The organism is Flavobacterium sp. 28YEA47A, from assembly GCF_041262125.1.
GTDB lineage: Bacteria > Bacteroidota > Bacteroidia > Flavobacteriales > Flavobacteriaceae > Flavobacterium.
On sequence record NZ_JBGCCI010000015.1, the window covers coordinates 25,452 to 50,594 of the forward strand.

The 25,143-nt window shown below is 36.8% G+C and carries 29 protein-coding genes; 23 read left to right on the forward strand and 6 right to left on the reverse strand.

Annotated features, from left to right (window positions below; all coding sequences use genetic code 11):
* Position 1: 1 nt before the first annotated feature.
* From ABH942_RS16125 to ABH942_RS16140, 4 genes are all read left to right on the forward strand, one after another.
* Positions 2-1,936 carry an OmpA family protein gene (locus ABH942_RS16125; RefSeq protein ID WP_370033777.1) on the forward strand — a complete coding sequence of 645 codons (1,935 nt, stop codon included), beginning with the start codon at positions 2-4 and terminating at the stop codon, positions 1,934-1,936.
* A gap of 154 nt (positions 1,937-2,090) precedes the next feature.
* The gene (locus tag ABH942_RS16130; RefSeq protein ID WP_370033779.1) at positions 2,091-2,294 is read left to right on the forward strand and encodes a hypothetical protein; all 204 of its coding nucleotides are present in this window, start codon (positions 2,091-2,093) and stop codon (positions 2,292-2,294) included.
* Between the two features lie 13 nt (positions 2,295-2,307).
* A complete protein-coding gene (locus ABH942_RS16135; RefSeq protein ID WP_370033781.1) occupies positions 2,308-2,487 on the forward strand; it encodes a hypothetical protein in 180 nt (59 codons plus the stop codon).
* Between the two features lie 348 nt (positions 2,488-2,835).
* A complete protein-coding gene (locus tag ABH942_RS16140) occupies positions 2,836-3,087 on the forward strand; it encodes a hypothetical protein (RefSeq protein ID WP_370033783.1) in 252 nt (83 codons plus the stop codon).
* An 82-nt stretch (positions 3,088-3,169) separates the two neighbouring features.
* Here the strand turns inward: ABH942_RS16140 and ABH942_RS16145 are convergent, their stop codons facing one another.
* Positions 3,170-3,475, reverse strand: a complete 306-nt coding sequence (locus tag ABH942_RS16145) for a hypothetical protein (protein WP_370033785.1) — start codon at positions 3,473-3,475, stop codon at positions 3,170-3,172.
* A 445-nt stretch (positions 3,476-3,920) separates the two neighbouring features.
* Here ABH942_RS16145 and ABH942_RS16150 point away from each other — a divergent pair, with 445 nt between their 5' ends.
* The 5 genes from ABH942_RS16150 to ABH942_RS16170 all read left to right on the forward strand — a co-directional run bounded on the left by ABH942_RS16150 (position 3,921) and on the right by ABH942_RS16170 (position 10,151).
* On the forward strand, positions 3,921-4,478 hold the full coding sequence (locus tag ABH942_RS16150; protein ID WP_370033787.1) for a helix-turn-helix domain-containing protein: 558 nt from the start codon (positions 3,921-3,923) through the stop codon (positions 4,476-4,478).
* Positions 4,479-4,519: 41 nt separating this feature from the next.
* Positions 4,520-4,972, forward strand: coding sequence for a response regulator (locus tag ABH942_RS16155; RefSeq protein WP_370033789.1), 453 nt, complete (start codon positions 4,520-4,522; stop codon positions 4,970-4,972).
* A gap of 18 nt (positions 4,973-4,990) precedes the next feature.
* On the forward strand, positions 4,991-6,778 hold the full coding sequence (locus ABH942_RS16160) for an ATP-binding protein (protein ID WP_370033791.1): 1,788 nt from the start codon (positions 4,991-4,993) through the stop codon (positions 6,776-6,778).
* 148 nt (positions 6,779-6,926) lie between these two features.
* Positions 6,927-9,314 carry a carboxypeptidase-like regulatory domain-containing protein gene (locus ABH942_RS16165; RefSeq protein ID WP_370033793.1) on the forward strand — a complete coding sequence of 796 codons (2,388 nt, stop codon included), beginning with the start codon at positions 6,927-6,929 and terminating at the stop codon, positions 9,312-9,314.
* 12 nt (positions 9,315-9,326) lie between these two features.
* Entirely contained in the window at positions 9,327-10,151 is an 825-nt protein-coding gene (locus ABH942_RS16170) for a DUF4249 domain-containing protein (protein ID WP_370033795.1), read from the forward strand.
* Here the strand turns inward: ABH942_RS16170 and ABH942_RS16175 are convergent, their stop codons facing one another.
* The 4 genes from ABH942_RS16175 to ABH942_RS16190 all read right to left on the reverse strand — a co-directional run bounded on the left by ABH942_RS16175 (position 10,152) and on the right by ABH942_RS16190 (position 12,262).
* Entirely contained in the window at positions 10,152-10,535 is a 384-nt protein-coding gene (locus ABH942_RS16175) for a rhodanese-like domain-containing protein (RefSeq protein WP_370033797.1), read from the reverse strand. It abuts the gene before it with no gap.
* A gap of 224 nt (positions 10,536-10,759) precedes the next feature.
* Complete coding sequence (locus ABH942_RS16180; RefSeq protein ID WP_370033846.1) at positions 10,760-11,074, reverse strand: rhodanese-like domain-containing protein; 315 nt, start codon at positions 11,072-11,074, stop codon at positions 10,760-10,762.
* A gap of 17 nt (positions 11,075-11,091) precedes the next feature.
* Positions 11,092-11,709, reverse strand: a complete 618-nt coding sequence (locus ABH942_RS16185; RefSeq protein WP_370033799.1) for a thioredoxin family protein — start codon at positions 11,707-11,709, stop codon at positions 11,092-11,094.
* 25 nt (positions 11,710-11,734) lie between these two features.
* Positions 11,735-12,262, reverse strand: coding sequence for a TlpA disulfide reductase family protein (locus ABH942_RS16190; protein ID WP_370033801.1), 528 nt, complete (start codon positions 12,260-12,262; stop codon positions 11,735-11,737).
* 147 nt (positions 12,263-12,409) lie between these two features.
* Here ABH942_RS16190 and ABH942_RS16195 point away from each other — a divergent pair, with 147 nt between their 5' ends.
* The 9 genes from ABH942_RS16195 (at position 12,410) to ABH942_RS16235 (ending at position 20,352) form a co-directional block, all read left to right on the forward strand.
* Positions 12,410-12,871 carry a MarR family winged helix-turn-helix transcriptional regulator gene (locus tag ABH942_RS16195; protein WP_370033803.1) on the forward strand — a complete coding sequence of 154 codons (462 nt, stop codon included), beginning with the start codon at positions 12,410-12,412 and terminating at the stop codon, positions 12,869-12,871.
* An 8-nt stretch (positions 12,872-12,879) separates the two neighbouring features.
* A complete protein-coding gene (locus ABH942_RS16200) occupies positions 12,880-13,512 on the forward strand; it encodes an NAD(P)H-dependent oxidoreductase (RefSeq protein WP_370033805.1) in 633 nt (210 codons plus the stop codon).
* Between the two features lie 28 nt (positions 13,513-13,540).
* On the forward strand, positions 13,541-14,110 hold the full coding sequence (locus tag ABH942_RS16205; protein ID WP_370033807.1) for a YceI family protein: 570 nt from the start codon (positions 13,541-13,543) through the stop codon (positions 14,108-14,110).
* Positions 14,111-14,317: 207 nt separating this feature from the next.
* A complete protein-coding gene (locus ABH942_RS16210; RefSeq protein ID WP_370033809.1) occupies positions 14,318-14,887 on the forward strand; it encodes an aminodeoxychorismate/anthranilate synthase component II in 570 nt (189 codons plus the stop codon).
* A gap of 192 nt (positions 14,888-15,079) precedes the next feature.
* Positions 15,080-15,706: a TetR/AcrR family transcriptional regulator gene (locus ABH942_RS16215; protein ID WP_370033811.1), complete on the forward strand. Its 627-nt coding sequence runs from the start codon at positions 15,080-15,082 to the stop codon at positions 15,704-15,706.
* A complete protein-coding gene (locus tag ABH942_RS16220; RefSeq protein ID WP_370033813.1) occupies positions 15,696-17,039 on the forward strand; it encodes a TolC family protein in 1,344 nt (447 codons plus the stop codon). The genes ABH942_RS16215 and ABH942_RS16220 overlap by 11 nt, the downstream gene beginning before the upstream one ends.
* An 11-nt stretch (positions 17,040-17,050) precedes the next feature.
* Complete coding sequence (locus tag ABH942_RS16225; protein WP_370033815.1) at positions 17,051-18,130, forward strand: HlyD family secretion protein; 1,080 nt, start codon at positions 17,051-17,053, stop codon at positions 18,128-18,130.
* 70 nt (positions 18,131-18,200) lie between these two features.
* Positions 18,201-19,787: a DHA2 family efflux MFS transporter permease subunit gene (locus ABH942_RS16230; RefSeq protein WP_370033817.1), complete on the forward strand. Its 1,587-nt coding sequence runs from the start codon at positions 18,201-18,203 to the stop codon at positions 19,785-19,787.
* 217 nt (positions 19,788-20,004) lie between these two features.
* A complete protein-coding gene (locus ABH942_RS16235; RefSeq protein WP_370033819.1) occupies positions 20,005-20,352 on the forward strand; it encodes a hypothetical protein in 348 nt (115 codons plus the stop codon).
* Positions 20,353-20,972: 620 nt separating this feature from the next.
* Here the strand turns inward: ABH942_RS16235 and yaaA are convergent.
* Positions 20,973-21,731 (reverse strand): peroxide stress protein YaaA, encoded by a 759-nt coding sequence (yaaA, locus tag ABH942_RS16240; RefSeq protein WP_370033821.1) that lies wholly within the window; start codon positions 21,729-21,731, stop codon positions 20,973-20,975.
* A 148-nt stretch (positions 21,732-21,879) separates the two neighbouring features.
* Between yaaA and ABH942_RS16245 the strand changes: the two genes are divergently transcribed.
* The 5 genes from ABH942_RS16245 to ABH942_RS16265 all read left to right on the forward strand — a co-directional run bounded on the left by ABH942_RS16245 (position 21,880) and on the right by ABH942_RS16265 (position 25,134).
* Positions 21,880-22,461, forward strand: a complete 582-nt coding sequence (locus ABH942_RS16245) for a Crp/Fnr family transcriptional regulator (protein WP_370033822.1) — start codon at positions 21,880-21,882, stop codon at positions 22,459-22,461.
* A 551-nt stretch (positions 22,462-23,012) separates the two neighbouring features.
* Positions 23,013-23,732, forward strand: a complete 720-nt coding sequence (locus tag ABH942_RS16250; RefSeq protein WP_370033848.1) for a pirin family protein — start codon at positions 23,013-23,015, stop codon at positions 23,730-23,732.
* A gap of 36 nt (positions 23,733-23,768) precedes the next feature.
* Positions 23,769-24,299, forward strand: a complete 531-nt coding sequence (locus ABH942_RS16255) for a YceI family protein (protein WP_370033824.1) — start codon at positions 23,769-23,771, stop codon at positions 24,297-24,299.
* A 49-nt stretch (positions 24,300-24,348) separates the two neighbouring features.
* Positions 24,349-24,657: a hypothetical protein gene (locus tag ABH942_RS16260; protein WP_370033826.1), complete on the forward strand. Its 309-nt coding sequence runs from the start codon at positions 24,349-24,351 to the stop codon at positions 24,655-24,657.
* Between the two features lie 60 nt (positions 24,658-24,717).
* Entirely contained in the window at positions 24,718-25,134 is a 417-nt protein-coding gene (locus tag ABH942_RS16265; RefSeq protein ID WP_139997936.1) for an OsmC family protein, read from the forward strand.
* The last annotated feature ends 9 nt before the right edge of the window (positions 25,135-25,143 follow it).

Below are 25,143 nucleotides of genomic sequence, written 5' to 3' on the forward strand. Positions count from 1 at the left end.
CATGAAAAATATATTCCTACTACTCCTGTGCCTTAGCATCGCTTCGGTAAGCGGACAAAGCAAATTAAAAAAGGCCAATAAGCTTTTCAAGGAATTTTCTTATGTAGATGCTTCAAAAGCTTATGAAGAATATCTGGACAAAGAAAAGTCGCCCTCAACACAGGCACTTAAAAATGCAGGCGATTCCTTCTATTTTATTGACGATAAACGAAATGCCCTAAAATGGTATCAAAAACTATATGACATACAAGGAACCAGTATGCCTGACGAATATGTTCTACGATATGTAGAATCTTTAAAAGGTGTTTTGGATTATGAAAAAGCAGATAAGATAACCAAAGAATATCTTGCCGGAAAAGGCGACCAGAAAAGAATTGCGGCCTATAATCGGCAAAAAAAGCAGATGGACAGCTTGTCAAAAGAAAAACCTTTGTATACTATTAGAGATTTAGAAATCAATACAGATAAATCTGATTTCGGAACTGCTTTTTACGGTGACAAGGTTGTCTTTTCTTCCAGCAGAGATACCACAAAATTCAAGGACAAATTGTATAACTGGAACAAACAGCCTTTTTTGAACCTTTATGTAGCTGAAAGAAACACGGCTACCGGAAGTCTTTTCAATGAAACGGTTTTCCTGCCTAATGCAATGACAAAGTACCATGAGGCTACGATAGCTTTTTCTCCTGACCTTAAAACGGTATATTATTCTACGAATATTGTTCGAAAAAGGAAGCTCGTCAATGACGAAGAAGGTACAAACAACTTTAAAATCGTCAGAGGAACAATTGTCGATGGCAAATTAACCTCACCGCAGGATATTTTCTTCAACAGTAAAAAATATTCAGTTGGACATCCTGCCTTGAGCCAAGACGGGAAATGGCTTTTCTTTGCTTCTGACATGCCGGGAGGATATGGCGGATCAGACTTATATGTTTGCCAGATTGCTGATGACGGAACTATTGGGCCGCCAAAAAATCTGGGGCCGGATATAAACACAGCAGGCAATGACATGTTTCCTTCTTTTACAAACGGTATGCTCTACTTTGCTTCAGACGGCCATTTTGGTTGGGGCGGACTGGACATATACGAAAGTAGATTTAAAGAAGACCAGACTTTTTCAGAACCTAGAAATTTAGGGGCGCCAATCAACAGCAACAATGATGATTTTGCCTATATCGTAGACCCTAAAGACACCTATGGTTATTTTTCTTCCAACCGTTCGCAAGGAAAAGGTGACGATGACATTTACTATTTCACGAAAGAAAAAGCACCTTGCAATCAGCTTATTTCAGGAAAAGTCATCAATTCAAAAAGCAAATCGCCTATTGGTGATGCCAACATAAAAATTTCGAATATGTTTGGTGATAAAATTGCTGAAACGACTTCCAATGCCGACGGAATTTACAAACTGGCAGTTCCTTGCGACATGAAAGTCAAAGTTTCGGCCACAAAAACCGGCCATAGCACGGAAGAAAAGGAAGTTGAAAGCAAAAAAGTCAACGGTGCCGAAATTAAAGATGTGAATTTTGAATTGACGAAATATGAGGATTTGATTATCATTGACGGCGACAAGGAAAAAATCGACATCAACCCTATCTTCTTTGATTATGACAAATCCGATATAACTCCGCAAGCCGCTATAGAGCTAGACAAAGTTGTCTTTGCTATGTCTAAATTCCCAAACATCAAAATTAAGATTGAATCGCATACAGACTCGAGAGGAAAAGATGCCTACAATTTGAAACTCTCAGATGCAAGAGCGAAATCAACACAAACTTATATCCTGTCAAAAGGAATCGATCCGTCACGAATTATAAGTGCCATCGGATATGGTGAAACCCGATTGACAAATAAATGTAAAAACGGTGTGAAATGCACCGAGGCCGAACACCTGGCCAACAGGCGCTCCGACTTTATCGTCATTGAAAAGTAGATTTTTTTGGGGAATCTTGATTGCGTTAGGACTGCCGTAAAAAGCAGTCCTTTCTCATTTTAAACACATCATATAACTTTTTCTGTTAATTGTGTAATAGATTTTCATGATAAAAGAAAGAAATTTGAGATTCAGTAACCTTAAAAATTGGATTATGAAAAGTTTAGCGAGAAAATTATTTTTAGTAGCTTCAGTTGTACTGTTAGGTATTATGACTTCATGCAAGGAAAAAAATACAGAAAACAATGTCGATGCTGATATGCCAGATACCACAACTGTTGTGGAACCAACTGCGCCTGCAACACCAGACACGGCTACTGTTCCTACTGATACGACAAAAATGCCTATGCCTAAATAGCCAAGAAACAAATATGGAAGAGAATCAAAACAAGGACAGCCACCATTTAAATTTTGGGTCTGAAAATAGTTCCATTAACTTGAAATCTAAGCTGCCGGATTGGCTTTTAGAATTTGTCAGGCCACCAATGGTATGCACATTTGACTCGAATGAAAATATACTGGAAGGCTATCCCGAAGATGATGACCTCTGATATTTTAAACATACTAGGTAATTGAGATATCTCAATTATTTAATTTTGGGGATTATTTATTTCTGAAATCCCTGCTATATGAAATACTAGCAGGGATTTTATTTTTCTAGCCAATAAAGATTTCTTTTTGGTGAATCCGTTAAAGCGCTATTGGCAGACAGGCATATTCTAGTAAAAGACAGAAAAACTTTTATGATTAAAATTGTATTTCTTTTTACAAATTTTATAAAATCATTAGTACTGTTCCGTTTTTAAAGTTTGTAAATTTAATAGACATAAATCTCATAACAATGCCTGAATTTAAGGCTTTGGATATTACAATAAAAATAACCTAAAAACTTCTACACAATGAAAAGCAAAAATGTATTACTAGGAATCGCAGCCGGAGTTGCCGCTGTAGCCGTTGCCCGATTAATCTTGAAAAAAACGGGGAAATGGGATTCGATGTGCGAAAGAGCATCTGACATGGAAGACAGAATGTTTCACAAAGGATATCGAAGAAGAGAACGGGAATCGTTAAGCAATCTGCCAAAAGGAGAAGAAAAAACCGTAAACAAAAAACATTATGAAGCATCAAAGCTCAAGAATGCTATTCTGTAGCAAATAGGCTCTTATATAAAAAACAAAAAACGGCTTATGCTATGGTTATAAGCCGTTTTCAATTTAACATAATTTAGTAATGCTAGATAGTATCCTGGTGGTAGTTGGGTTCCTTTTTATATTGGACATCTCTTTTTAATCTGATTTGCCTTGAACCAGCATATTTTTTAGAAAAGCTATTGTATAAAAACACATTCATTTTGCGCTTTCCCCGAATGAGTAAGGGTACATTAATCATAACACCCACAACACAAATAGACATCAGGATTAGCAACAATAACATATATATGATATAGTTCAGCTCTAAAGAGTTCCTAAAATCGGCAACAAAAAAATAAGCCGCAATTCCAAAAACAAAAATCGATAAGAATAAGGATACTATTTTCATGATTTTGCTTTTTTAGTTGGACTTTTCACTCTGAAAACGAAATCTTTCTTCTCAAATTTAAGCATTTTTTAACAAAAATTTTTACATAATTTTAAGAAATCCTTACACAATATAAAGACTGTATAAACCTCTATATTTCAATACTATAAATTGAAATCGTATAAATAAAAGTATAAATAATGTAATTTTTCACCTATTAAAAAATAATACATTTGAAATAAGGGAACAAAACTGAGTTATATTAACAAGGGGGGAAAATTGCTATACTAATTCAGCCAATAAAACTGGAGTATTTTGAAAAAAGTACTCCAGTTTTTGTTTATGCAAGTTGCTGAAATATAGCCCAAAGCCAAAAACTGTTAAATATTCTTCTGAATACTGAGCAGGAAGCTGTTGAAGTTAGAACATTTTTTAATAAATTTATTGTCCTAACCACTGATCCCACATGAAGCTATACATCAAATATGACATTAATCAAGCCTGCCGCATAATCTTGCAGGAACAGCTGGAAAAATTCGGTATCCAATACCAGCTTCTCGACCTCGGCGAAATAGAATTCAAGGAATCAATACCCGAAGAAACGTATGATGAATTAAGAGAAGCCTTAAAAAAATATGGCATAGAATTGCTCGACAACCAAAAAAGCCAGCTCATTCAAAAAATAAAAGACACTATTATAGAAATGGTATATGAAAAAGATAAATTACCAACATCAACCATTTCCTCTTATCTTTCAGACAAACTTAATCTGAGTTACGGCTATATCTCGAATATATTTTCAGAACATACCTATACTTCCATCGAGAACTATATCATTATGCAGAAAATAGAAAGAGCTAAAAAATTGATTATAGAAGACGGTCTAACGCTAACAGAAGTATCTTATAAACTCAACTACAGTAGCGTCGCACACCTTTCCGGGCAATTCAAAAAAACTACAGGCCTTACGCCTTCCATGTTTAAAAGGATAGTAGATAAAAGACGTAGCATGAACAAAGAGTAATAAATTAAACCTATATTTGAGATATCAAAAACCCCTAAACTATGATTAAAGACCAGTCTACCATAAACATTATGCTTGCAGATGATGATGAAGACGATCGTAACTTTTTTAACGATGCTATAAAAGAGCTAAAAATCAATAATAACCTTACAGTCTTTAAGAACGGAAGAGAATTAATGGATTATCTCGAAAGGCCAGATATAATATTGCCGCATATTTTGTTCCTGGACTTAAACATGCCTAGTAAAAGCGGAAATGAATGTCTTACGGAAATACGTCAAAATCCTAAGTTTAAAGACATGTCAATCGCAATTTATTCAACCTCGTCTTCAGAAAAAGACATCGAAGAAACTTTTGTTGGAGGTGCCAATATTTACATTAAAAAGCCTAACGATTTTGCAAACCTGAAAAAAGTACTCAGGGAAGTTGTCAATATCAATTGGCAATTCCATACCTCTGGATTAAACAAAGACACTTTCTTTTTCAGCATCTAAAGGCGAAAACCAAAGGATATGAAGCTAAAAGAATTATTAACCCCTACTCTTGTTTACAGAACAGCCCAAGGGATATCATTTATTTTGGTTATAAGCGTTGCCATTGTCTTTCATGTCCAGATGAAAAGCCTGAATCAATCTGTAGATCTCATTTCGACTTCTAACAAAAAACAGTTTGAGCTGGAAAAAATTATTTCTGAAGTCATCCAAAGAGAAAACGAAATGCGGAGCTATATCATTACAAAAGACTCCACGTTTTATGATAACAACTTCGTCACAAAAAGAAAAATCTTCAAAAGCCTGTCACTGCTAAAAGATCAGTTTTCGAGCAAACAGGATTTGAAAAACATAGAATCTATTGACAATGACCTGCAAAAAAGGCTGGCTCTTTTTGATGAAACCTTGGCAATCTCAAATGCACAACCTCTTGATGCCGCACTCTTAAATGCCAAATTATCAGAAGGCGACAAACAAACCAAAGAACTTCAGAAAAAAATATACAAGCTCATAGAGCAAGAAGTTACCAAGCTCAAAATACATAATATCAACCACCGTTATGATATTGAAACATCAACCATTACCGCTTTTTCACTTACCATCCTAACGCTGGTTATCTTACTTTTTTCTCTAAACAAAATTAATATTGACTACGAAAAAGTACAAAAGCTAAACGAAGAACTCAAATTTGTCAACCAGGTAGCCGATAATGCCGAGAAAGTAGCAGGAATAAGCCACTGGAAAATAAACATGAAAACCGGAAAATTCTTCTATTCTGATAACTTTTTCAGAATATTAGGACTGAAACCCAATGCTTTTGACCAAAAAGTAGAAAATGTGCTCCCTTACATCCATCCGGATGATATTGAGGAAACAATGAAGCAGCATGATAAATCCATACAAAACCATACACCAACATCAATGATTTATAGAATCATTCGTAAGGACGGAGAAATACGATATATTAATTCCACGGGCGATTTTACATATAACAACAAAGGAGAGCTTGTCAAGATTGGCGTTAGCAATGATATTACAGAAGAATATAACAACAAACTGGCATTAGAAGAAAAAAATAAATCGCTCATTGCTATAAATGCAGAGTTGGAATCTTTTAACCAGATTGTCAGCCATGACCTTCAGGAACCTTTGCGAAAAATACAGATGTTTATTTCCAGAATAGAAGAATCTGAATCCGAAACGATTTCTGAAAAAGGCAAAGACTATTTCACAAAAATCAAAAGCTCTGCAAACAGGATGCAGAACCTGATGATGGATCTGGTGGATTACTCTAAAACCATAAAAAATGATAAGGTTTTTGTCAAAACCAGCCTTAACAAACTCCTTGAAGATGTGCTTCTTGAGCTTGCCGTTAACATTGAAGAAAAAAATGCTACTGTTGAAATAGGCAACCTGCCAAGAATAAATGCCATTCCTTTTCAAATCCATCAGCTTTTTGTCAATCTCATCTCAAACTCCTTAAAATACAGTAAAGAAGATATACCGCCGGTTATCAAGATCAAAACAGAAAAAATCAAAGCAGGCGAAACCATCAACAACATTGAACTCATTGACAAAAAATACCACAAAATAACCATAACCGACAACGGTATTGGTTTCAGGCAGGAATTTTCAGAAAAAATCTTTATGCTGTTCAAACGTCTGGAAACCGATATCGACTATAATGGTACCGGAATCGGTCTCGCCATCTGCAAAAAAATCACCGAAAACCACAACGGATTTATCATGGCAGAAGGAAAACCAGACCTAGGAGCTACTTTTACCATTTACCTTCCTAAAATAACATAACCATCTCTTAAAGTTAAAAAATGTAACAATCCAGTTTGTTTATCGTCTTACGTTTGTAAAACGTTAAATTATGTTTTTGTAAAATATTTCTTAAACATAAACGTTTTACGAAAGTGAATTTTCTCACAAGAACAATAACAAACAAATCATGAATCAAAAAAATCAAAAAACACACGTTCCTTTACTAATCCTGCTCTTCCTCATTGGAGGCTGGGCAAAGGCCCAAGACAAAGTCACCTTAAGTGGTACTATTGTCAATTCGCAAAACAATGAAACTCTTATCGGAGTTAACATTTACATTCCTGAGCTCCAATCAGGTACTACCACAAACGAATACGGTTTCTTTTCATTATCTATCCCAAAAGGAGATTATACGCTACAGGTCAGCTATATGGGATTCCAGACATCCGAAGAAAAGATTTCACTGCAACAGAATCTTCGAAAAAACGTCAGCCTTGAAACTGCTGCTCAAAATCTCGAAGAAATCGTAATCACAGAGAGAAAAAACATTGCCAACATCAAAAAGCCTGAAATGAGTGTTAACAAGCTTACCATTCAGGAAATCAAAAAAATGCCGGCAGTTATGGGTGAAACGGATATCTTAAAATCCATTCTCCAACTTCCAGGTGTTACAAATGCGGGCGAAGGAGCCTCAGGTTTTAATGTACGCGGTGGCGCTGCAGACCAAAACCTTATCCTTCTGGATGAAGCCTTGCTTTACAACTCTTCCCACCTATTCGGCTTCTTTTCTGTTTTCAACTCAGATGCAATCAAAGACCTCAAACTTTATAAAGGAGGTATCCCTGCCCGTTTTGGAGGCCGAGTTTCATCCGTTTTAGACATTTACCAAAAAGAAGGAAACAGTAACCAATTTCACATGAATGGAGGTATTGGTGTAATTTCGAGCAGACTTTTGGCTGAAGGTCCTATAGAAAAAGGAAAAGGTTCTTTCCTTGTAGCAGGAAGAAGCTCCTATGCACACTTATTTTTAAAACTAACAGACAACAAGAACAGCGCTTATTTTTATGACCTGAACACAAAACTAAGCTATAAGCTTAACGAAAATAACAACTTGTTCCTATCCGGTTATTTTGGAAGAGACGTTTTTGATATAGGCGACCAATTCAACAATATCTATGGAAATGCCGTATTGAACCTGAGATGGAACCACCTGTACTCTGAAAAACTTTTCTCTAACCTGTCGATGATCTACAGCGATTATTACTATGGGCTTAAGTTAGATGTAGCAGGACTGAACTGGGATTCAGGAATCAAAAACTACAATATTAAATACGATTTCAAGCATTATATAAGCGAGAAATTTAAAATGACTTATGGTTTAAATGCCGTGTACTACAACTTTAATCCTGGAACCGTATCGCCAACAGGCCCTTCTTCCGGAATCAACCATCAGCAATTGGATAAAAAATATGCACTGGAACCGGCGTTATATGTTGACGCAGAACAGGAACTAACAGATAAGATTAGCGTAAACTACGGCTTCCGTTACAGTATGTTTTACAGAATGGGACAACAAGACATGAACATTTATGCCAATAACGAGGCCGTTACCTTTAATCCGGAACTTCAAATCTATGAAAAGGGAAAACCTATCGGGACAGAACATTTTGGAAGCGGCCAGACAATCGCATCGTTTAACAATCTTGAACCTCGATTTGCTATCTCTTATCAATTAAGTGACAACCAATCGATAAAAGCAAGCTACAACCGTATGAGCCAGTACATCCACCTGGTTTCTAACACGGCATCGCCTACTCCATTAGACGTGTGGGCACCGAGTGATAACTTTATCAAACCACAACTTTTAGACCAAGTTGCTTTAGGATATTTCAGAAATTTCCACAACGACGACTATACACTGGAAACAGAAATCTATTACAAGAAAGTCAAAAACAGGATTGATTATATTGATGGAGCCGACCTTATTGCTAACGAGGCAATCGAACAGGTAATCTTAAACGGAAGATCAAGAGCATACGGATTGGAAGTCTTATTGCGAAAAAATTCTGGTAAACTGAACGGATGGATTTCTTATACGCTTTCACGTTCTGAGCAGCAGACACCTGGAAGAACAGCAGGAGAAATCGGAATCAATAACGGAAATTGGTATAGCACCGGTTATGATAAAACGCATAACTTAGCGGTTACGGCATCCTATAAATTAAACGAAAAATGGTCGTTTGGAAGTACTTTTGCCTTGCAATCCGGACAACCGGTTACTTATCCGAATGGACAATATGAATATGGCGGAGTAATCGTTCCTACTTATGGCACCAGAAACGGAGACAGGCTTCCTGCTTACCATCACTTAGACGTTTCCGCAACGTATATCCCAAAACCAGACAAGAAAAAAGGATGGCAGGGAGAATGGGTTTTCAGCATCTACAACCTATACAACCGTATGAACTCTGCTTCTATGACGTTTAGGCAAAACGAAGATACCGGAAGAAACGAAGCTGTAAGGCTATCTATCTTTGGTTTTATTCCAAGCGTTACTTATAATTTCAAATTCTAATCCGATACTATCATGAAAAATATAAAATATATAGCCCTTCTTTTCCTATCAGTTCTTTGCCTTAGTAGCTGTGAAGAAGTAGTTGATGTGGATCTTAAAACGGCACCACCCAGACTTGTCATTGATGCATCAATTGACTGGATTAAAGGAACTGACGGTGCAACCCAGAAAATAAAACTGACTACCACTACCGGCTATTTCCAAAACGTAATTCCTGTGGTTTCCGATGCTACTGTTTTTGTTACTAACAGCAGCAATTCCACTTTTACTTTTACAGAAACTCCGGGTACTGGTGAGTATGTTTGTTCTGATTTCCAACCAGTAATTGGCGAAACCTACGTATTGACTGTAGTCCACAACGGACAAACGTATACGGCTACTGAAAAAATGGCGTCCGTACCTGTCATCACAAGAACAGAACAGAATAACGAAGGTGGATTTTCAAACGATGAAATCGAAGTCAAGTTTTATTATAATGACAACGGCCAGGAAGACAACTTCTACCTGAGCAAATTTGAAACGCCGCATCTTCCTTATCCGGATTATGATGTTATGGACGATAAATTTTTCCAGGGTAATGAAATGTTTGGGCTTTTTACGCACAAAGATTTTAAGCCCGGAGACCAACTCAAGATTTCTCTTTTGGGAATTTCCGAACGTTACTATAACTATATGTACATCCTGATTGGTATGGCTGAAGGAGCCGGAGGCGGTCCTTTCCAAACAACGCCTGCTAACGTAAGAGGAAATATTGTCAATCAGACTGACAGGAACAACTATGCGCTAGGCTATTTCAGAGTTGCAGAAAGAACCGAACTGATCTATACGATACAATAATTATTGCTCCAGAGGTAAACCGGTTTCTGTCCAGGAATCGGTTCCGCCTTTGAGCTCTATAATATTCTTAAAACCTTGAGCCTGCATAATTTCAACTGCTTCAGCGCTTCTTCCGCCTGCTTTGCAGTACACATAAACAGGTTTGGTTTTATCTAATTTGTTGATTCGGTCTGTAAAATCCTGGTCATAAAGGTGCACATTTTTAGCTCCCTTAAGATGGCCCTGATTGTATTCTTTTGGAGTTCTGACATCAACCAACTGGACATTTCCAGATTCGATTCTTTTGGAAAAAGCATCTGGAGCAATCAATTCAGGAGATTTATTCTGCGATTGGCAGGAAACAAAACTCATCAAGACAAATAATAAAGAATATAAAGTTTTCATGTTTTAAATTTTTTAGGACATAAAAGTAATTTATTTTTTATAAAAAAGGTACTAAGGTTTTGAGGTACTAAGGTGCTAAGGTTAATAGACTTCAAATCTGTGTAACTATTCTAATCTGTGGCTAAAATCAGAAATCCAAAATCTCAAATCCAAAATCTTAAATCTTAAATCTCAAATTCAAAATCCGCAACGGTCATAAAAAAAAGGAGCAATTGCTCCTTTTTTTATTCTGGTAAAACAACGGGACCATCCCATTCAGACATTCCGCCTATGAGGTTATACGTCGTAGCAAACCCTAACTGTTCCATCACACTGCAGGCTTTCGCACTGCGCATTCCTGCCTGGCAATAGACATAATAATTTTTGGTTTTGTCCAATTCCTCCACTTCATAAATAAATCCCTGCCCTTTATAGATATCTATATTTTTGGCTCCCGGAATCATTCCTCTGTTGCATTCGTCTTCAGTCCTTACGTCAAGAATTACAGCATTTTCATCTTCTTGCGCTTGTGACCACCATTGTTCTTGTGTTATATTCATCATTGTATTTAAAAAAGTTATGCTTTAATAGAACATCCAATAGCTTTAGTTTCTTTTACTGTCACTTCTTTGTTTTTCAAAAGAGCATCTACTGCATTTTCTACATATTTTTGTTTTACTGCTTTCTCATCGCCATAATTGTCATCAATTGCACCAATATATTTAACCTGGTTTCCTTTTGATGTTTTCTGTAGGATGTAAACATGAGGTGTTTTTGTAGCACCATATTGAGGATAAATTTTTTGTCCTTCATCTAACAAATAAGGAAATGTAAACCCTTTTTCCTTAGCGCGAACTTTCATCAGGTCAAAACTATCCTCTTTTTGCTTTTCCGGGTTATTAGGATTAATTGCAATTACTGGATAACCTTGTTTTTTATATTTTTTATCCAAAGCAACAATCCTGTCCTCATAAGCCTGGGCATAAGGACAGTGGTTGCAGGTAAAAATTACGATATATCCTTTAGCATCTTTGAAGTCTTTAAGAGACACTTTTTTATTATCGATATTCTTTAAGCTAAAATCAGTCGCTATATCGCCTACTTTATAACCGGCAGCAGCATCCATATTCTTATACGTAAAAGCGCTCACCAGTCCGGCTAGCAGAACAAAAGCAAAAATTTTAATTGTTTTCATGGTATGATTATTTATAAGTTTTATTTTAAAATTGTTTCACTTCATTTTCAAGCTCCTCAAATGAAAAACTCTTTTCATAAAAACGACGCTTGTTGCCCTTATAGATTATTGTTGCAGGAATAGCACCACTCCAGGTCGAATCTACTTTATTAATCCATTTATTAGCATCCGGATCGTTCAATAACAAAACTTCAGACTTCAGATTATGCTCTTTGATAAAAGGCAACAGTTTAGTTTCTGCCATCTTTGGAAAGTCGATACTCACCAACAGCACTTTTACTTTTTTATCTTTATAATCAGCATTCAGCTTTTCAAAATGCGGAAGTTCTTCTACACAAGGAACACACCACGTAGCCCAAAAATTGACCACATAAGTCGTATCATTGTCTTTTTTCAGATAAGGTTCCAATCCTAAAAAATTATACGAATCGACAGAAATACCATCTTGTGTATACGTTTTTAGTGGTTTTGACTCGGGAACAGCTTCTTTCTTCTCGTCACTTTTGCAGGAAATGAGCAAAAAAACGATACCCAGAGAGATAATTTTCTTCATTTATAAAATCTTATTTTTTCTTTTAAACCCAATAAAAATAAGCATTCTACCAATTACATAATTATTTTAACAAAAATTTAATCAACATTTGTATATACAATTAAAAATAGTACTACATTTGTACATACAAATTTTGTATTTACAATAATGAAAATAGAAGACATTATCAAAACGACCTCTCCTATGGCAATCGGCAAAAGAACGGTGCTGAACATTATGTATACGCAAAACGTCTTGTCAGAACGATTTAATGAGATCTTAAAGGCTTACGATTTATCGCCAGAGCAATTTAACGTCTTGCGAATCCTGAAAGGACAAAATGGAAAGTCAACCAATATGTGCGTAATTCAGGAACGAATGATTGCCAAAACCAGCAACACGACACGGCTTGTCGACAAATTACTTTTAAAAGAGCTGGTTACCCGTGAAGTCTGTCCGGACAATAGGAGAAAAATGGAAATTGCCATAACCGAAAAAGGTCTGGAACTACTAGCAGAACTCAATCCCAAAGTAGAATGCCATGAATCTATCCTGACTCAAAACCTTACGGCAGAAGAATTGGAGCAGCTCAACTACCTACTCGAAAAATTTAGAACAATTAATCAATAAATAATAAAATGAGTACAATCATAAATAACCTGAATTGGAGATATGCAACCAAAAAATACGATGCATCCAAAAAAATCTCAAATGAAGATCTTGAAAAAATTAAAGAGGCAGTACGACTAAGTGCTTCTTCATACGGACTTCAGCCATACAAAATCCTGATTATCGAAAATCCTGAACTTAGGGCAAAAATACAGCCGGTTGCATGGGGACAGTCACAAATAGTTGATGCATCACACTTGATTATTTTCGCAAACGAAACTAACTTTGGCGATACGGGAATTGATTCTTTTGCTAACAATATTGTTGCAACTAGAGGAATTCCTGCAGAAAGCATACAAGGTTATGTTGATTTCATGAAATCAAAAATCTCAACATTACCAGCAGAAACAAGAAACCACTGGACTTCAAAACAAACTTATATTGCCCTGGCAAACCTTTTGAGCGCAGCTGCTGAATTAAAAATCGATGCAACTCCAATGGAAGGTTTTGATGCTGAAAAAGTGAATGAAATCTTAGGACTTGACAAACTTGGGTTGAACACTTCTCTAATAGCAACCTTAGGCTACCGTCATGAAGAAGATGCAACTCAGCACTTCAAAAAAGTAAGAAAATCTAATGAAGAATTATTTATCAATTTATAATAATAACCTAAATTCAAATTTAAAAACAATGAAAAATTTCAAAACTATTGCAATCGCTCTTTTAGTAGCAGTCGGGTCATTCTCAGCAACGGCTCAAGAGAAAAAAGTTGACGTTAAAACAAGTAAAATCAACTGGGTTGGTAAAAAAGTAACAGGACAACACGAAGGAACAATCGACTTAAGTAACGGTGTTCTTATCTTCAAAAGCAACAAATTAGTTGGTGGAAACTTTACAGTAGACATGAACTCTATCTCAACTACTGACTTAAAAGCCGGACAAGGTAAAGAAAAACTAGACGGACACTTAAAAGCTGACGATTTCTTTGGTACTGAAAAATACCCAACAGCCAAATTGGTTTTCAAATCAATCGGTAAAAAATCAGCTAACGTTTACACTGTAACTGCTGATTTAACTATCAAAGACGTTACAAATCCTATAAAATTTGAAATTACAGTTAACAAAAATAATGCAACAGCTGCTCTTAAAGTAGACAGAACTAAATACGGTATCAAATACGGTTCAGGGAGCTTTTTTGACGGCTTAGGAGACAAAGCAATCTACGACGAATTCGAATTGGCTGTAGATTTAAAATTCTAATTCCAAAACAATTATTTTTCCCAAATCCCTGTCAGAACTAACCTGACAGGGATTTTTTATTAGGGCGAATCCCTTCGGGTCAGGCTATCCGCTCCCATCTTTTGCATCATTATATTCCGCAAAAGGATGCCGCTACTATCCTTTTCGCGGTGTATTACAGCCGAAAAACTTCCGTAACTTTGCCTTATCATAACACTAAAATATCCCATGAAAAATATACTTGTAGTTGACAATTACGACAGCTTTACCTACAATCTGGTTCATTATTTAGGAGCTTTGGAGTGCCAGGTTACAGTACTCAGAAACGACGAAATCGAACTTGAAGAAGTCAAAAACTACGATAAAATTCTGCTTTCTCCAGGCCCGGGATTGCCTTCAGAAGCAGGTTTATTAAACACAATTATTAAAGAATATGCTTCCTCAAAAAGCATTTTAGGCATCTGTTTAGGACAACAAGCCATCGGAGAAGTCTTCGGATCGACCCTAAAAAATCTTGAAAAAGTATACCACGGAACGGCTACCAAGACCAAAATTTTAGTGGACGACGAGCCACTTTTTAAAAATATACCGACTGAATTTTGGGTAGGGAGATACCATTCCTGGGTCGTAGAAAAGTCAAATTTAAGTCCTGATTTGGAAATCACTTCAGTCGATGAAAACGGGGAAATCATGTCGTTGCGTCATAAAATTTTTGATGTAAGAGGCGTACAATTTCACCCGGAATCCATCTTAACACCTTACGGAAAACAAATTTTAGAAAATTGGATCTCCAATTAATCAATATTAATTTATTTGTTTATATAATTAGCTTCAAATAATTGGATTAAAATAAATTAAACAAACAACATAGAAATTATCTATCGTGATTTTCTCAATCGTTTTTTGTTAAAAAACAGTTAAAAACAAATTAAACAATCGTTTAATTTAAACAAGTGTTTAATTTTGTACTCGTTTTTAAAAGACGAAAAAATGACGACTGATTTCAATGAAAAACAATTAGAAATCCTTCAGGTTGCCGAAGAGCTTTTTGCAGAAAAAGGTTTTGACGGAACTTCGATTCGCGACATCGCAAAAAAGGCCAATATCAATATCGCGATGATCTCTTATTATTTTGGCTCCAAAGAAAAATTACTCGAATCTCTTATCATCTTCCGTACCTCCGATTTGAGATTAAAACTGGAAAGTCTTTTTAGCGAAGACCTCACTCCTATCGAAAAAATAGAAAAGCTCATCGAACTTTATATTAACCGTCTGAACAAAAACAGATGCCTCTACCAAATTCTCCATTTTGAATTTTCTTCAAAAAAGAGAATTATGGATTTTAAGGTTTTTACTGATGTAAAAAAACAGAACCTCGTTTCTCTTCAAAAAATAATTTCTGAGGGACAAGATAAAGGAGCGTTCCGCAAAAACATCAATGCGGCACTTTTGCCGTCAACCATCATGGGCACCTTTTTTCACTTCCATACCAACAGGCCTTATTATGAAGAACTCTTCGATCTTAAAACCGATGAAGCTTATGACCATTTTATCAAAACAGAAATAATTAATCACATTAAGCAAACAATTAAAGCCTTTTTAGTTTATGAAAACTAATCCACTGTTGTTAGGAATGCTTTTGGTTTTGGGATTTGCAGAAGTCGCTGCCCAGGAAAAAAAGCCCCTGACACTCAATGACGCCATTAGCTTGGCCGTCACACAAAGCAATGAAGCTGGATTGGCAGACACCAAAGCCCAAACTTCGAAGTACGAGTTAGAAACCGTAAAAAACAATCGCTACCCTAGCCTGAAAATTTCCGGCCAGTACCAACGACTGACCGAGGCCAACATCAACTCAAAGATTTCAATGGGAAGCTCAGAGCCTGGCGAAGGCGGAGCTACTTCATCGCCTAAAGTAAATCAGCTGATTTTGGGACAGGCCAGTCTTTCAATGCCGCTTTTTTCCGGATTCAAATTAAAAAACAGCGTAAAAGCCTCTGAGAACAGATACCAGGCGGAACTGCTCAATGCCAAAAACACCAAAGAACAATTGGCAATGAACACTATCATCTTGTATGTGAACCTCTACAAAGCGCAACAATCTGTAAAACTAATTCAGGAAAACCTAAAAAGCTCCCAGCAGCGTGTAAAAGATTTTACGGCAATGGAAGAAAACGGGCTGATTGCGAGAAACGACCTTCTGAAATCACAACTGCAATCTTCTAATGTAGAATTATCGCTCGAAGATGCCAAAAAGAATGTCACTACAATAAATTATCAGCTGGTAAACCTACTTAAGCTCCCGGAAGGAACCCAAATTATGCCAGATGAAGCCGTTTTCTCTAAATTAGGCTTCTCTGAGGCTACTTTAAACGAAAATGACGCATTATCTAGCAGAAGCGATTTGGGAGCCTTACAATGGATGCAAAAAGCTTCTGAGGCCAACATCAAGGCGGCAGAAGGAAATTATTATCCATCGGTATCGCTACTTGGCGGTTATGTAGCTTTTGACCTTAAAAATGTATTGGAAGTAACCAATGCCATCAATTTTGGTGTAGGCGTTTCGTATGACCTCTCTTCTATCTTTAAAAATGGGAAAGATGTCAAGTTGGCAAAAAGCCAGGCTTCAGAAACCAAACAATCTACCGATATCCTGACAGATCGCATCAAGGTAGAAGTACATGAAGCACAGGAAAATTATGCACTTTCTTTAAAACAATACAAAGTTTATCAGGAAGCTATCGTACAGGCCTCAGAAAATTTCAGAATCGTAAAAGACAAATACGATAACGGACTTTCAGACACCAACGACTTATTAGAAGCCGACGTACAGGAACTTCAGGCAAAACTAAACGAAGCATTTTCGAAGGCAGATATCGCACAAAGCTATTATGAGCTGCTAAATGTTTCCGGCAAACTAACCGATTCATTCAACATCACTAAAAACTAAATTCTTTCACGATGGAAAAGAAAAAAACAAATAAAAAGTTTACCTACATACTTATTGCGCTCGTGGCAATTGGCGCAACCTATGGAATCTACAAATACGTCCACTCGCTTTCGCATGAAACGACAGACGATGCTCAGATCGAGAAAAATATGAACCCAATCATTCCTCGTGTTTCTGGTTATGTGACAAAAGTATACGTCAAAGACAACGACTTCGTGAAAAAAGGCGATACGCTTTTTGTAATCGACAATAAAGACTATCTGGTTAAAGTAGAGGAAGCCAATGCGGCTTTAGTTGCAGCACAGGGCAATCTTGAAGCATCAAAAGCAGACATAGGTGGTGCTTTGGCAAGCGTTTCAATATCAGAAGCAAACATTTCTTCTGCCGGTGGTAATATCGAAACTGCCAAAATCAGATTAACGAGAGCCACTAACGATTTTGTTCGTTATCAAAATCTTTATAAAAACAAATCTATCACAAAACAGCAATTCGAACAGGCCGAAGCAGCGAAACTGGAAGCAGAAAGCGAATTGAAAATCCTGCAACAACAACAAAGAGCGAGCACTTACCAAAAATCGGTGGCGGCTTCACGTTCTAATGTAAGTAACAAGCAGGCTGAAATTGCTGCTGCCAATATCAAAAAAGCACAAGCAGTGCTTGACGCGGCTAAACTTAACCTGAATTATACAATAGTTACTGCTTCTATAGACGGGCAGGTTTCTAAAATAAACATACAGCCGGGACAGTTTGTACAACCAGGACAATCGCTGTTTTACATTATCAACAACAACGAAGCCTGGGTTATCGCCAACTTTAAAGAAACACAATTAAGCAAAATGGTAATCGGGCAAAAAGTAAGCATTCGTGTTGACGCCTACCCTGATTATGAATTCAAAGGTACCATTACCTCATTTTCTCCTGCAACAGGAGCCCGTTTTTCACTATTACCACCAGACAACGCAACCGGAAACTTCGTAAAAACCGTACAAAGGCTTCCTGTTAAAATCACTCTTGATCCGGAAAATGCTTCTGATAAGGTGAAAAATCTGCGTCCGGGTATGAACGTTGACGTTGATGTGCATTTAAAATAAACCTCTTACCTATTGATGATTTCAGGATTGAAATCCAATTTCTGAAATCATCAATATAAAATCTTAAATAATGGAAGCAACTTCAGGAGAAGACAGCTTAGTTGAATACGGCTTCAGGAGGGTTATCATTACGATTACCGCGGTACTTTGTGCTTTGCTGGAAATTGTAGATACGACCATCGTGAACGTGGCCTTGACTGATATGCGAGGAAGTCTTGGTGCTACCCTGACCGACGTTGCCTGGGTCATTACCGCTTATGCTATTGCCAACGTTATCGTAATCCCGATGACCAGCTGGCTGTCACAACAATTCGGCAGAAGAAACTATTTTGCCGTATCCATCATCATATTTACCGTTTCATCATTCCTATGCGGTAACGCAACTAATATATGGGAACTGGTCGTCTTTCGTTTTGTCCAGGGACTTGGTGGAGGAGCGTTATTGGTAACCGCACAGACAATCATTACAGAAAGTTATCCCGTTGCAAAACGAGGAATGGCACAGGCAATTTACGGCTTAGGTGTAATCGTTGGACCAACGCTAGGGCCGCCACTAGGAGGTTATATCGTAGAAAATTATTCATGGCCTTATATATTTTACATCAATATTCCTTTAGGGATTATCGCCACCATATTGACTTTATCCTATATCAAGAGTCCTAAATATGGCGAAAAACTGAAAGCAAGCCAGGTTGACTGGTGGGGAATCCTATTGCTCGCCATGTTTATTGGCTCATTGCAATTTGTTTTAGAACACGGACAACAGGACGATTGGTTTGATGATAAAATGATTACCACACTAAGTATTGTGAGCGTTGTAGGATTGATATTGTTTATTTGGCGGGAACTCACCTATAAATATCCGATTGTAAACCTCAGCGTATTAAAAGACGGAAACCTTAGGATAGGAACCGTAATGTGTTTTATCCTCGGATTCGGATTATATGGTTCAACACTTATCTTGCCTATCTATACCCAATCCGTTTTAGGTTGGACAGCCCTAGATGCAGGATTGTTGTTAATTCCGGGATCAATCACAACAGCATTTATGATGCCTATTGTGGGTAACCTGATCCAAAAAGGCGTACCGCAAGGTTATATGGTTGGCGTAGGATTTCTAATATTCTTTTTCTTTACGTTCTGGATGCATAATGTCATTACGCCCGATACAGGTGCTGAACATATGTTCTGGCCGTTGATTTTGAGAGGAATCGGACTGGGCTTATTATTCGTTCCTATTACCACATTAGCCTTATCGACTTTAAAAGGAAAACAGATTGGTGAAGGTGCCGCTTTTACAGGAATGATGAGACAATTGGGCGGATCTTTCGGTATTGCAATTATTACTACGTTTATTACAAGATTCAGCCAGAACCATCGTGTAGATTTAGTTTCTCACCTCAGCGCAGATAAACTGGAAGTGCAAAACAGGGTTCAGCAACTACAACAAGGATTTATGGCAAAAGGCTTCAGTGCCAGCGAAGCACTCAACAAAGCCTATCAGGTTTTGGACGTTTCTGTCATGAAACAGGCAACTGTCTTGTCATATATGGACATCTTTCTGTATCTCGGTATCATGTTCTTATGCTGTATCCCGATTATCCTGCTTATCAAAAAAGGCAAAAACAAGATTAATCCGGCAGATGCCATGCATTAATATTTTTCAAGGTTATTATTTAAGAAAGCTTCGGGAATCCCGGAGCTTTCTGTTTTTTAATTAGCGTTTATTTAATATCGGCTTAATTTGCTTCCGTAATTTTCCGCCTACTTTAGTCCCGGCATCAAAATAAAAGCCTTCAGGAAAGCAACGAATCTTTTTATTTCATATATTTGATTGAATTTAAGATAGTTGCATTAATTCAAAAATAATTACCATGGGACTATTCGGAAAGAAAGAAAAGAAAATATTTAAGGAATTCAGCAAAAAAAGCGTAGAATACCTGACAGATATCAACAAGGACACTGATGAGCTTTTAGAAGAACTTCAGGAGAGTTATTCTGAAAATAGGTTTGCAATTCCGGAATTCATAAGCCTCATCGAATCCATCAAGGCTAAAATTTCTTTCGAGGAATCTGAAAAGCTTGAGGAACTTTCCCAAAAAATAGTCCAGATAAAAAAATGTGCCAAAAAAAGCGTCAGTGCCGTAGCTGAACTTTCAAGAAATCAGCGCAAAACAACCCGTGAAGCCATTCGCGAATTCAACGAGTTTGTAGAATCATAATACCCTTTAGATTTTGGATTTCTGATTTTAGATTTTTGATTTTAGCTAAGATTAGAATGATTACACAGATTCAAGGGCCTATTAAACTTAGCACCTCTATAGTTGATAATGGTAAGTAGATAGTGGTAAGTCGCTATTATGAAACTTTACACCAAATAAAACACATGCAAAGAATTCACTTTCAACAACTTACTCTCTTATATACAAAAAGCATAAACTTAGCGCCTCTATAGTTGATAATGGTAAGTAGATAGTGGTAAGTCGCTATTATGAAACTTTACACCAAATAAGACATATACAAAAATTCACTTTCAATAACTTACTCTCTTATATACAAAAGGCATAAACTTAGCACCTCTATAGTTGATAGTTGATAATGGTAAGTAGATAGTGGTAAGTCGCTATTATGAAGCTTTACACCAAATAAGACATATACAAAAAATTCACTTTCAATAACTTACTCTCATATATACAAAAGGCATAAACTTAGCGCCTCAGAACCTTAGCATCTTTGATTTGAGATTTTTGATTTCTGATTTTAGCTACAGATTAGAATAATTCCCTGGATTTAGAAATCTATTGAACTTAGAACCTTAGCATCTTAGTACCTTTACAAAACTTTATCGGGTAAAAACCAGCTTATTCCCTTTTGACAGGTTGGCATCAAATTGATATCCTTCGTAGTTAAACCCTTTTAAATCTTCTATCGTTTCGGCATTGGTATCGATAATATAACGTACCATCATGCCTCTCGCCTTTTTAGCAAAAAAGCTGATCATTTTTAGTTTACCATCTTTATAGTCTTTAAATTCCGGAGTGATTACAGGAACTTTTAGCGTTTTTACATCTACAGAATCAAAATATTCGTTACTGGCAAGATTAACAAACAGTTCGCCTTTTTTCAATTCGTCATTCAGTGATTTGGTGATTTTCTTTTTCCAGAATTCGTATAGATTTTTGTTTTTTCCAATAGGAAGTTTCGTCCCCATTTCCAAGCGATAAGGCTGGATTAAATCAAGAGGTTTCAATAAGCCATATAATCCCGATAAAATTCGGAGTTTGTCCTGCAAATCGTCTAATTTCTCCAAAGGCAAAGAATATGTATCCAAACCTATATATACGTCACCATTAAAAGCATACACAGCCTGGCGTGAGTTTTCCAACGTAAATGGAATTGCCCACTCCTGATTTCTATGCCAGTTCAAATCGGCCAACTTTTCTGAAATATCCATCAACTCAGAAAGTTTTTTAGGCTTCAGTTTCTTCAATACTTTGTGTACGGTATTGGATTCTTTTAGAAAAACCGATTCTGTATGTCGGTCTGTTGGCACTGTGGTTTCAAAATCTAATGATTTGGCTGGAGAAATAACAATTTTCATTTTCTGATATTTGATTTCAAAAATACGAAATCAATAACAGCTATTTTAGAGCTATTGGCATTTTTTATGCCCAATCTTCATTTTCCCAACTCCAAATCAATTAGCCTCTTTTTAGTATATTTGTCTAAAACCTCAAAATCCTTACGCCTTGTATTCGCAAATCAACAATAACATAAGTCGTTATGTTTCTTTTTCGGAAGAAGAACTCGCTACATTTAACTCTTTTCTCGAACACAAAAAAGTACCTAAAAAGACCATTATGCTCCATGAAGGAGAAATGTGCAATTTTGAGGCCTTTGTAATCAAAGGCTGCGTAAGGAAATATTATATCGATGCGAACGGCTTTGAAGTCATATTGCAGTTTGCTATCGAAAATGCATGGGTCAGTGACATTTCTTTTAGTATTTATGAAACAAAACCCAGCCAGGTATATATCGAAACCCTTGAAGACTGTGAGTTTTTGATGTTTACACCTGAATCCAAAGAAGAACTCTTTGCAAAAGCACCACGCTTTGAAAGAGCATTCCGAATATTGATGCAAAGAAATCTTGCCGTAACCCAAAACAGGCTGTTCCATACGATTTCCCAAACCGCAACAGAAAAATATCTTGAATTTCTGGAACTGTATCCTACCATCCCACAACGCGTCCCGCAACATTATATCGCCTCTTATTTAGGAATTTCGCCTGAATTTTTGAGTAAAGTCAGAGCGAGAATAGCTAAACAATAGTGGATAGTTGATAGTGGATAGTTGATAGTGGATAGTTTTTAGTGGATAGTCTTTAGTTGGGAAACTGCGGGTAGATCATTTGGAATTTGAGATTTCAGATTTCGGATTTTTGATTTAAGATTTTTGATAGCTGAACGAACAAGAGTTTGTTTGCTATAAACACATATTGCAATTTTGATAGTCTCCTATTCGGACAACACATAATCAGAAATCCAAAATCTGATACTTACATAACTCCCCACTAAAGACTACCCACTATCCCTTATCCACTAAAAACTATCCACTAAAAACTATCCACTAAAGCCTATCCACTCTCCACTGTTTTTCTTGTCCTAGTTCAATGCCCAGCAAAATTTTCTATCGGAAATTTGTCATGTAATTAAAAAGCATTGATCATGGAACGTAAAGATTTTATAAAAAAAGGATTAATGGGCACTGGAATGTTTATCACTTCTGCTGCCGTTGGTGATGTAATTAAAAATGACATTGACGAAATCAAGGAATTGGAACCACTGGGATTCAACCATCTCCCAAATCCGGAGTCTTTCGTTATGGAAAATACGGTATTACACAAAGCAGCTACCCGCGGACATGCCAATCACGGCTGGTTGGATTCTCATCATACTTTTAGTTTTGCGAATTACCATAATCCGGACAGAATGCATTTTGGTGTATTAAGAGTCTTGAATGACGACCGGGTAGATGCCGGAATGGGTTTTGGAAAACATCCGCATGACAATATGGAAATCATTTCAATTCCGTTGGAAGGCGATTTGGAACATCAGGACAGCATGGGCAATACTGCCGTAATCAAAAAAGGCGACATCCAGGTTATGAGTGCCGGAACCGGAATATATCACAGCGAATTCAACAAAAATAAAGACAGGCTGACCAAATTCCTTCAAATCTGGGTATATCCGAATAAGAAAAACGTAACTCCAAGATACGACCAGATTTCTTTAGATGAAAACGACCGCCACAACAAGCTGCAACAAATATTGTCGCCAAATCCGGATGATGCCGGAGTCTGGATTCATCAGGATGCCTGGTTCCATTTAGGCAAATTCGATAAAGGCTTTACAACAGAATACAAGCTGAAAAAAGAAGGTAACGGAATTTATGCCTTTGTCATCAAAGGCGATTTCAATATTGGAACTATCAGCCTAAACGAAAGAGACGGATTGGGAATCTGGAGCACTTCGGCAATAAATCTGGAATCATTATCAGAAAATGCAGAAATCTTATTAATGGAAGTCCCAATGGTATTATAATTCATTAAATTTAAACAACTATTAAAAAACAAAATTATGACAACAACAAAATGGTCAATAGACCCGGCCCACTCAGAAATTGGATTCAAAGTAAAACACATGATGTTTACCAACGTATCTGGAAATTTTGAAAAATTTGACGCTTCAATCGAAACCGATGGCGACAATTTCGAAACTGCACAATTTGAATTTTCAGGAGACATCGATTCAATTTCTACAGGAAATAAAGACCGTGATTCGCATTTGCTAAGCGCCGACTTTTTTGACGCATCTCAATTTCCAAAAATCAATTTCAAATCTACCTCATTTAAGAAACTAAACGAAGGAGAATATAAATTGACAGGCGACCTGACATTGCACGGTATAACAAAACCTGTAACATTAGACGCTGAATTTGGAGGATTGGCAAAAGATCCTTGGGGAAATACCAAAACAGGATTATCCCTATCCGGAAAAATTAACCGAAAAGACTGGGGACTAAATTGGAATTCTGCTTTAGAAACCGGAGGTGTTTTGGTTGGTGAAGAAGTAAAACTTCAAATCGAACTTCAGTTTATCAAACAATAATTATCAGCAAGCCTCTCTTTATTGAAAGGCTTGCTTTTTTAGCTAAGTCATGAAAAATATCTTATACATAGGAAGGCATCCGGAAATACTAGAAACTGTCGTAAGGCTCATCAACAACAATGAAGATTGGTTTGGTACCGGAGCAGAAACGGATGAGAGTGCCATGGAATTGTTTGAGCGTATCCATTTCCATATTGTCTTATTGGGATGTGGCATCGAATCGGAAAGCGAAGAAAAACTGCGTATTTTTTTCAAAAACACAAATCCAAATTGTACGGTTGTACAGCATTATGGTGGCGGAAGCGGACTTCTTACCAATGAAATACTCATGGCTTTAGAAAATCATAACATAGCCTAGGGCTTTGGAGTTTTATTTTTCTCTAACTTTATGCTTATTAACCAACCTAAAATAACACAGATGAAATTTACCAGAAACGCTAGTGCCAATTGGCAAGGAACAGGAATGGAAGGAAAAGGAACCATTTCTACACAAAGCACTACTTTAGATAAAGCACAATTATCATTTAAAACCCGTTTTGCAGATGGAGTTGGTACCAATCCGGAAGAATTGATAGGAGCGGCACATGCCGGCTGTTTTACAATGAAACTTAGCTTTGTATTATCAGAACTTGGATTTACACCTGAAAATCTGGATACGGTCGCTAAAGTAACTTTCGAAGACGGAAAGATAACCACCATAACTTTAGATCTTACAGCAACAGTAAGCAATATTTCGGAAGAACAGTTTCAGGAAGCTGCCAAGAATGCAAAAGAAAACTGTCCGGTATCGCAACTACTGAATGCTGAAATCATTCTGAATGCTAAGTTAGTATAAGCAATAAAG

What these genes read in the sequence shown, in the direction of transcription:
- ABH942_RS16210 (WP_370033809.1), top strand. Translation starts at nt 14,318, where the DNA reads ATGAAAAATATACTTGTAGTTGACAATTACGACAGCTTTACCTACAAT.
- ABH942_RS16170 (WP_370033795.1), top strand. Translation starts at nt 9,327, where the DNA reads ATGAAAAATATAAAATATATAGCCCTTCTTTTCCTATCAGTTCTTTGC.
- ABH942_RS16250 (WP_370033848.1), top strand. Translation starts at nt 23,013, where the DNA reads ATGGAAAATACGGTATTACACAAAGCAGCTACCCGCGGACATGCCAAT.
- ABH942_RS16215 (WP_370033811.1), top strand. Translation starts at nt 15,080, where the DNA reads ATGACGACTGATTTCAATGAAAAACAATTAGAAATCCTTCAGGTTGCC.
- ABH942_RS16165 (WP_370033793.1), top strand. Translation starts at nt 6,927, where the DNA reads ATGAATCAAAAAAATCAAAAAACACACGTTCCTTTACTAATCCTGCTC.
- ABH942_RS16195 (WP_370033803.1), top strand. Translation starts at nt 12,410, where the DNA reads ATGAAAATAGAAGACATTATCAAAACGACCTCTCCTATGGCAATCGGC.
- ABH942_RS16225 (WP_370033815.1), top strand. Translation starts at nt 17,051, where the DNA reads ATGGAAAAGAAAAAAACAAATAAAAAGTTTACCTACATACTTATTGCG.
- ABH942_RS16145 (WP_370033785.1), bottom strand. Translation starts at nt 3,475, where the DNA reads ATGAAAATAGTATCCTTATTCTTATCGATTTTTGTTTTTGGAATTGCG.
- yaaA (WP_370033821.1), bottom strand. Translation starts at nt 21,731, where the DNA reads ATGAAAATTGTTATTTCTCCAGCCAAATCATTAGATTTTGAAACCACA.
- ABH942_RS16160 (WP_370033791.1), top strand. Translation starts at nt 4,991, where the DNA reads ATGAAGCTAAAAGAATTATTAACCCCTACTCTTGTTTACAGAACAGCC.
- ABH942_RS16140 (WP_370033783.1), top strand. Translation starts at nt 2,836, where the DNA reads ATGAAAAGCAAAAATGTATTACTAGGAATCGCAGCCGGAGTTGCCGCT.
- ABH942_RS16125 (WP_370033777.1), top strand. Translation starts at nt 2, where the DNA reads ATGAAAAATATATTCCTACTACTCCTGTGCCTTAGCATCGCTTCGGTA.
- ABH942_RS16150 (WP_370033787.1), top strand. Translation starts at nt 3,921, where the DNA reads ATGAAGCTATACATCAAATATGACATTAATCAAGCCTGCCGCATAATC.
- ABH942_RS16265 (WP_139997936.1), top strand. Translation starts at nt 24,718, where the DNA reads ATGAAATTTACCAGAAACGCTAGTGCCAATTGGCAAGGAACAGGAATG.
- ABH942_RS16260 (WP_370033826.1), top strand. Translation starts at nt 24,349, where the DNA reads ATGAAAAATATCTTATACATAGGAAGGCATCCGGAAATACTAGAAACT.
- ABH942_RS16190 (WP_370033801.1), bottom strand. Translation starts at nt 12,262, where the DNA reads ATGAAGAAAATTATCTCTCTGGGTATCGTTTTTTTGCTCATTTCCTGC.
- ABH942_RS16135 (WP_370033781.1), top strand. Translation starts at nt 2,308, where the DNA reads ATGGAAGAGAATCAAAACAAGGACAGCCACCATTTAAATTTTGGGTCT.
- ABH942_RS16235 (WP_370033819.1), top strand. Translation starts at nt 20,005, where the DNA reads ATGGGACTATTCGGAAAGAAAGAAAAGAAAATATTTAAGGAATTCAGC.
- ABH942_RS16205 (WP_370033807.1), top strand. Translation starts at nt 13,541, where the DNA reads ATGAAAAATTTCAAAACTATTGCAATCGCTCTTTTAGTAGCAGTCGGG.
- ABH942_RS16200 (WP_370033805.1), top strand. Translation starts at nt 12,880, where the DNA reads ATGAGTACAATCATAAATAACCTGAATTGGAGATATGCAACCAAAAAA.
- ABH942_RS16255 (WP_370033824.1), top strand. Translation starts at nt 23,769, where the DNA reads ATGACAACAACAAAATGGTCAATAGACCCGGCCCACTCAGAAATTGGA.
- ABH942_RS16220 (WP_370033813.1), top strand. Translation starts at nt 15,696, where the DNA reads ATGAAAACTAATCCACTGTTGTTAGGAATGCTTTTGGTTTTGGGATTT.
- ABH942_RS16230 (WP_370033817.1), top strand. Translation starts at nt 18,201, where the DNA reads ATGGAAGCAACTTCAGGAGAAGACAGCTTAGTTGAATACGGCTTCAGG.
- ABH942_RS16155 (WP_370033789.1), top strand. Translation starts at nt 4,520, where the DNA reads ATGATTAAAGACCAGTCTACCATAAACATTATGCTTGCAGATGATGAT.
- ABH942_RS16180 (WP_370033846.1), bottom strand. Translation starts at nt 11,074, where the DNA reads ATGAATATAACACAAGAACAATGGTGGTCACAAGCGCAAGAAGATGAA.
- ABH942_RS16130 (WP_370033779.1), top strand. Translation starts at nt 2,091, where the DNA reads ATGAAAAGTTTAGCGAGAAAATTATTTTTAGTAGCTTCAGTTGTACTG.
- ABH942_RS16185 (WP_370033799.1), bottom strand. Translation starts at nt 11,709, where the DNA reads ATGAAAACAATTAAAATTTTTGCTTTTGTTCTGCTAGCCGGACTGGTG.
- ABH942_RS16175 (WP_370033797.1), bottom strand. Translation starts at nt 10,535, where the DNA reads ATGAAAACTTTATATTCTTTATTATTTGTCTTGATGAGTTTTGTTTCC.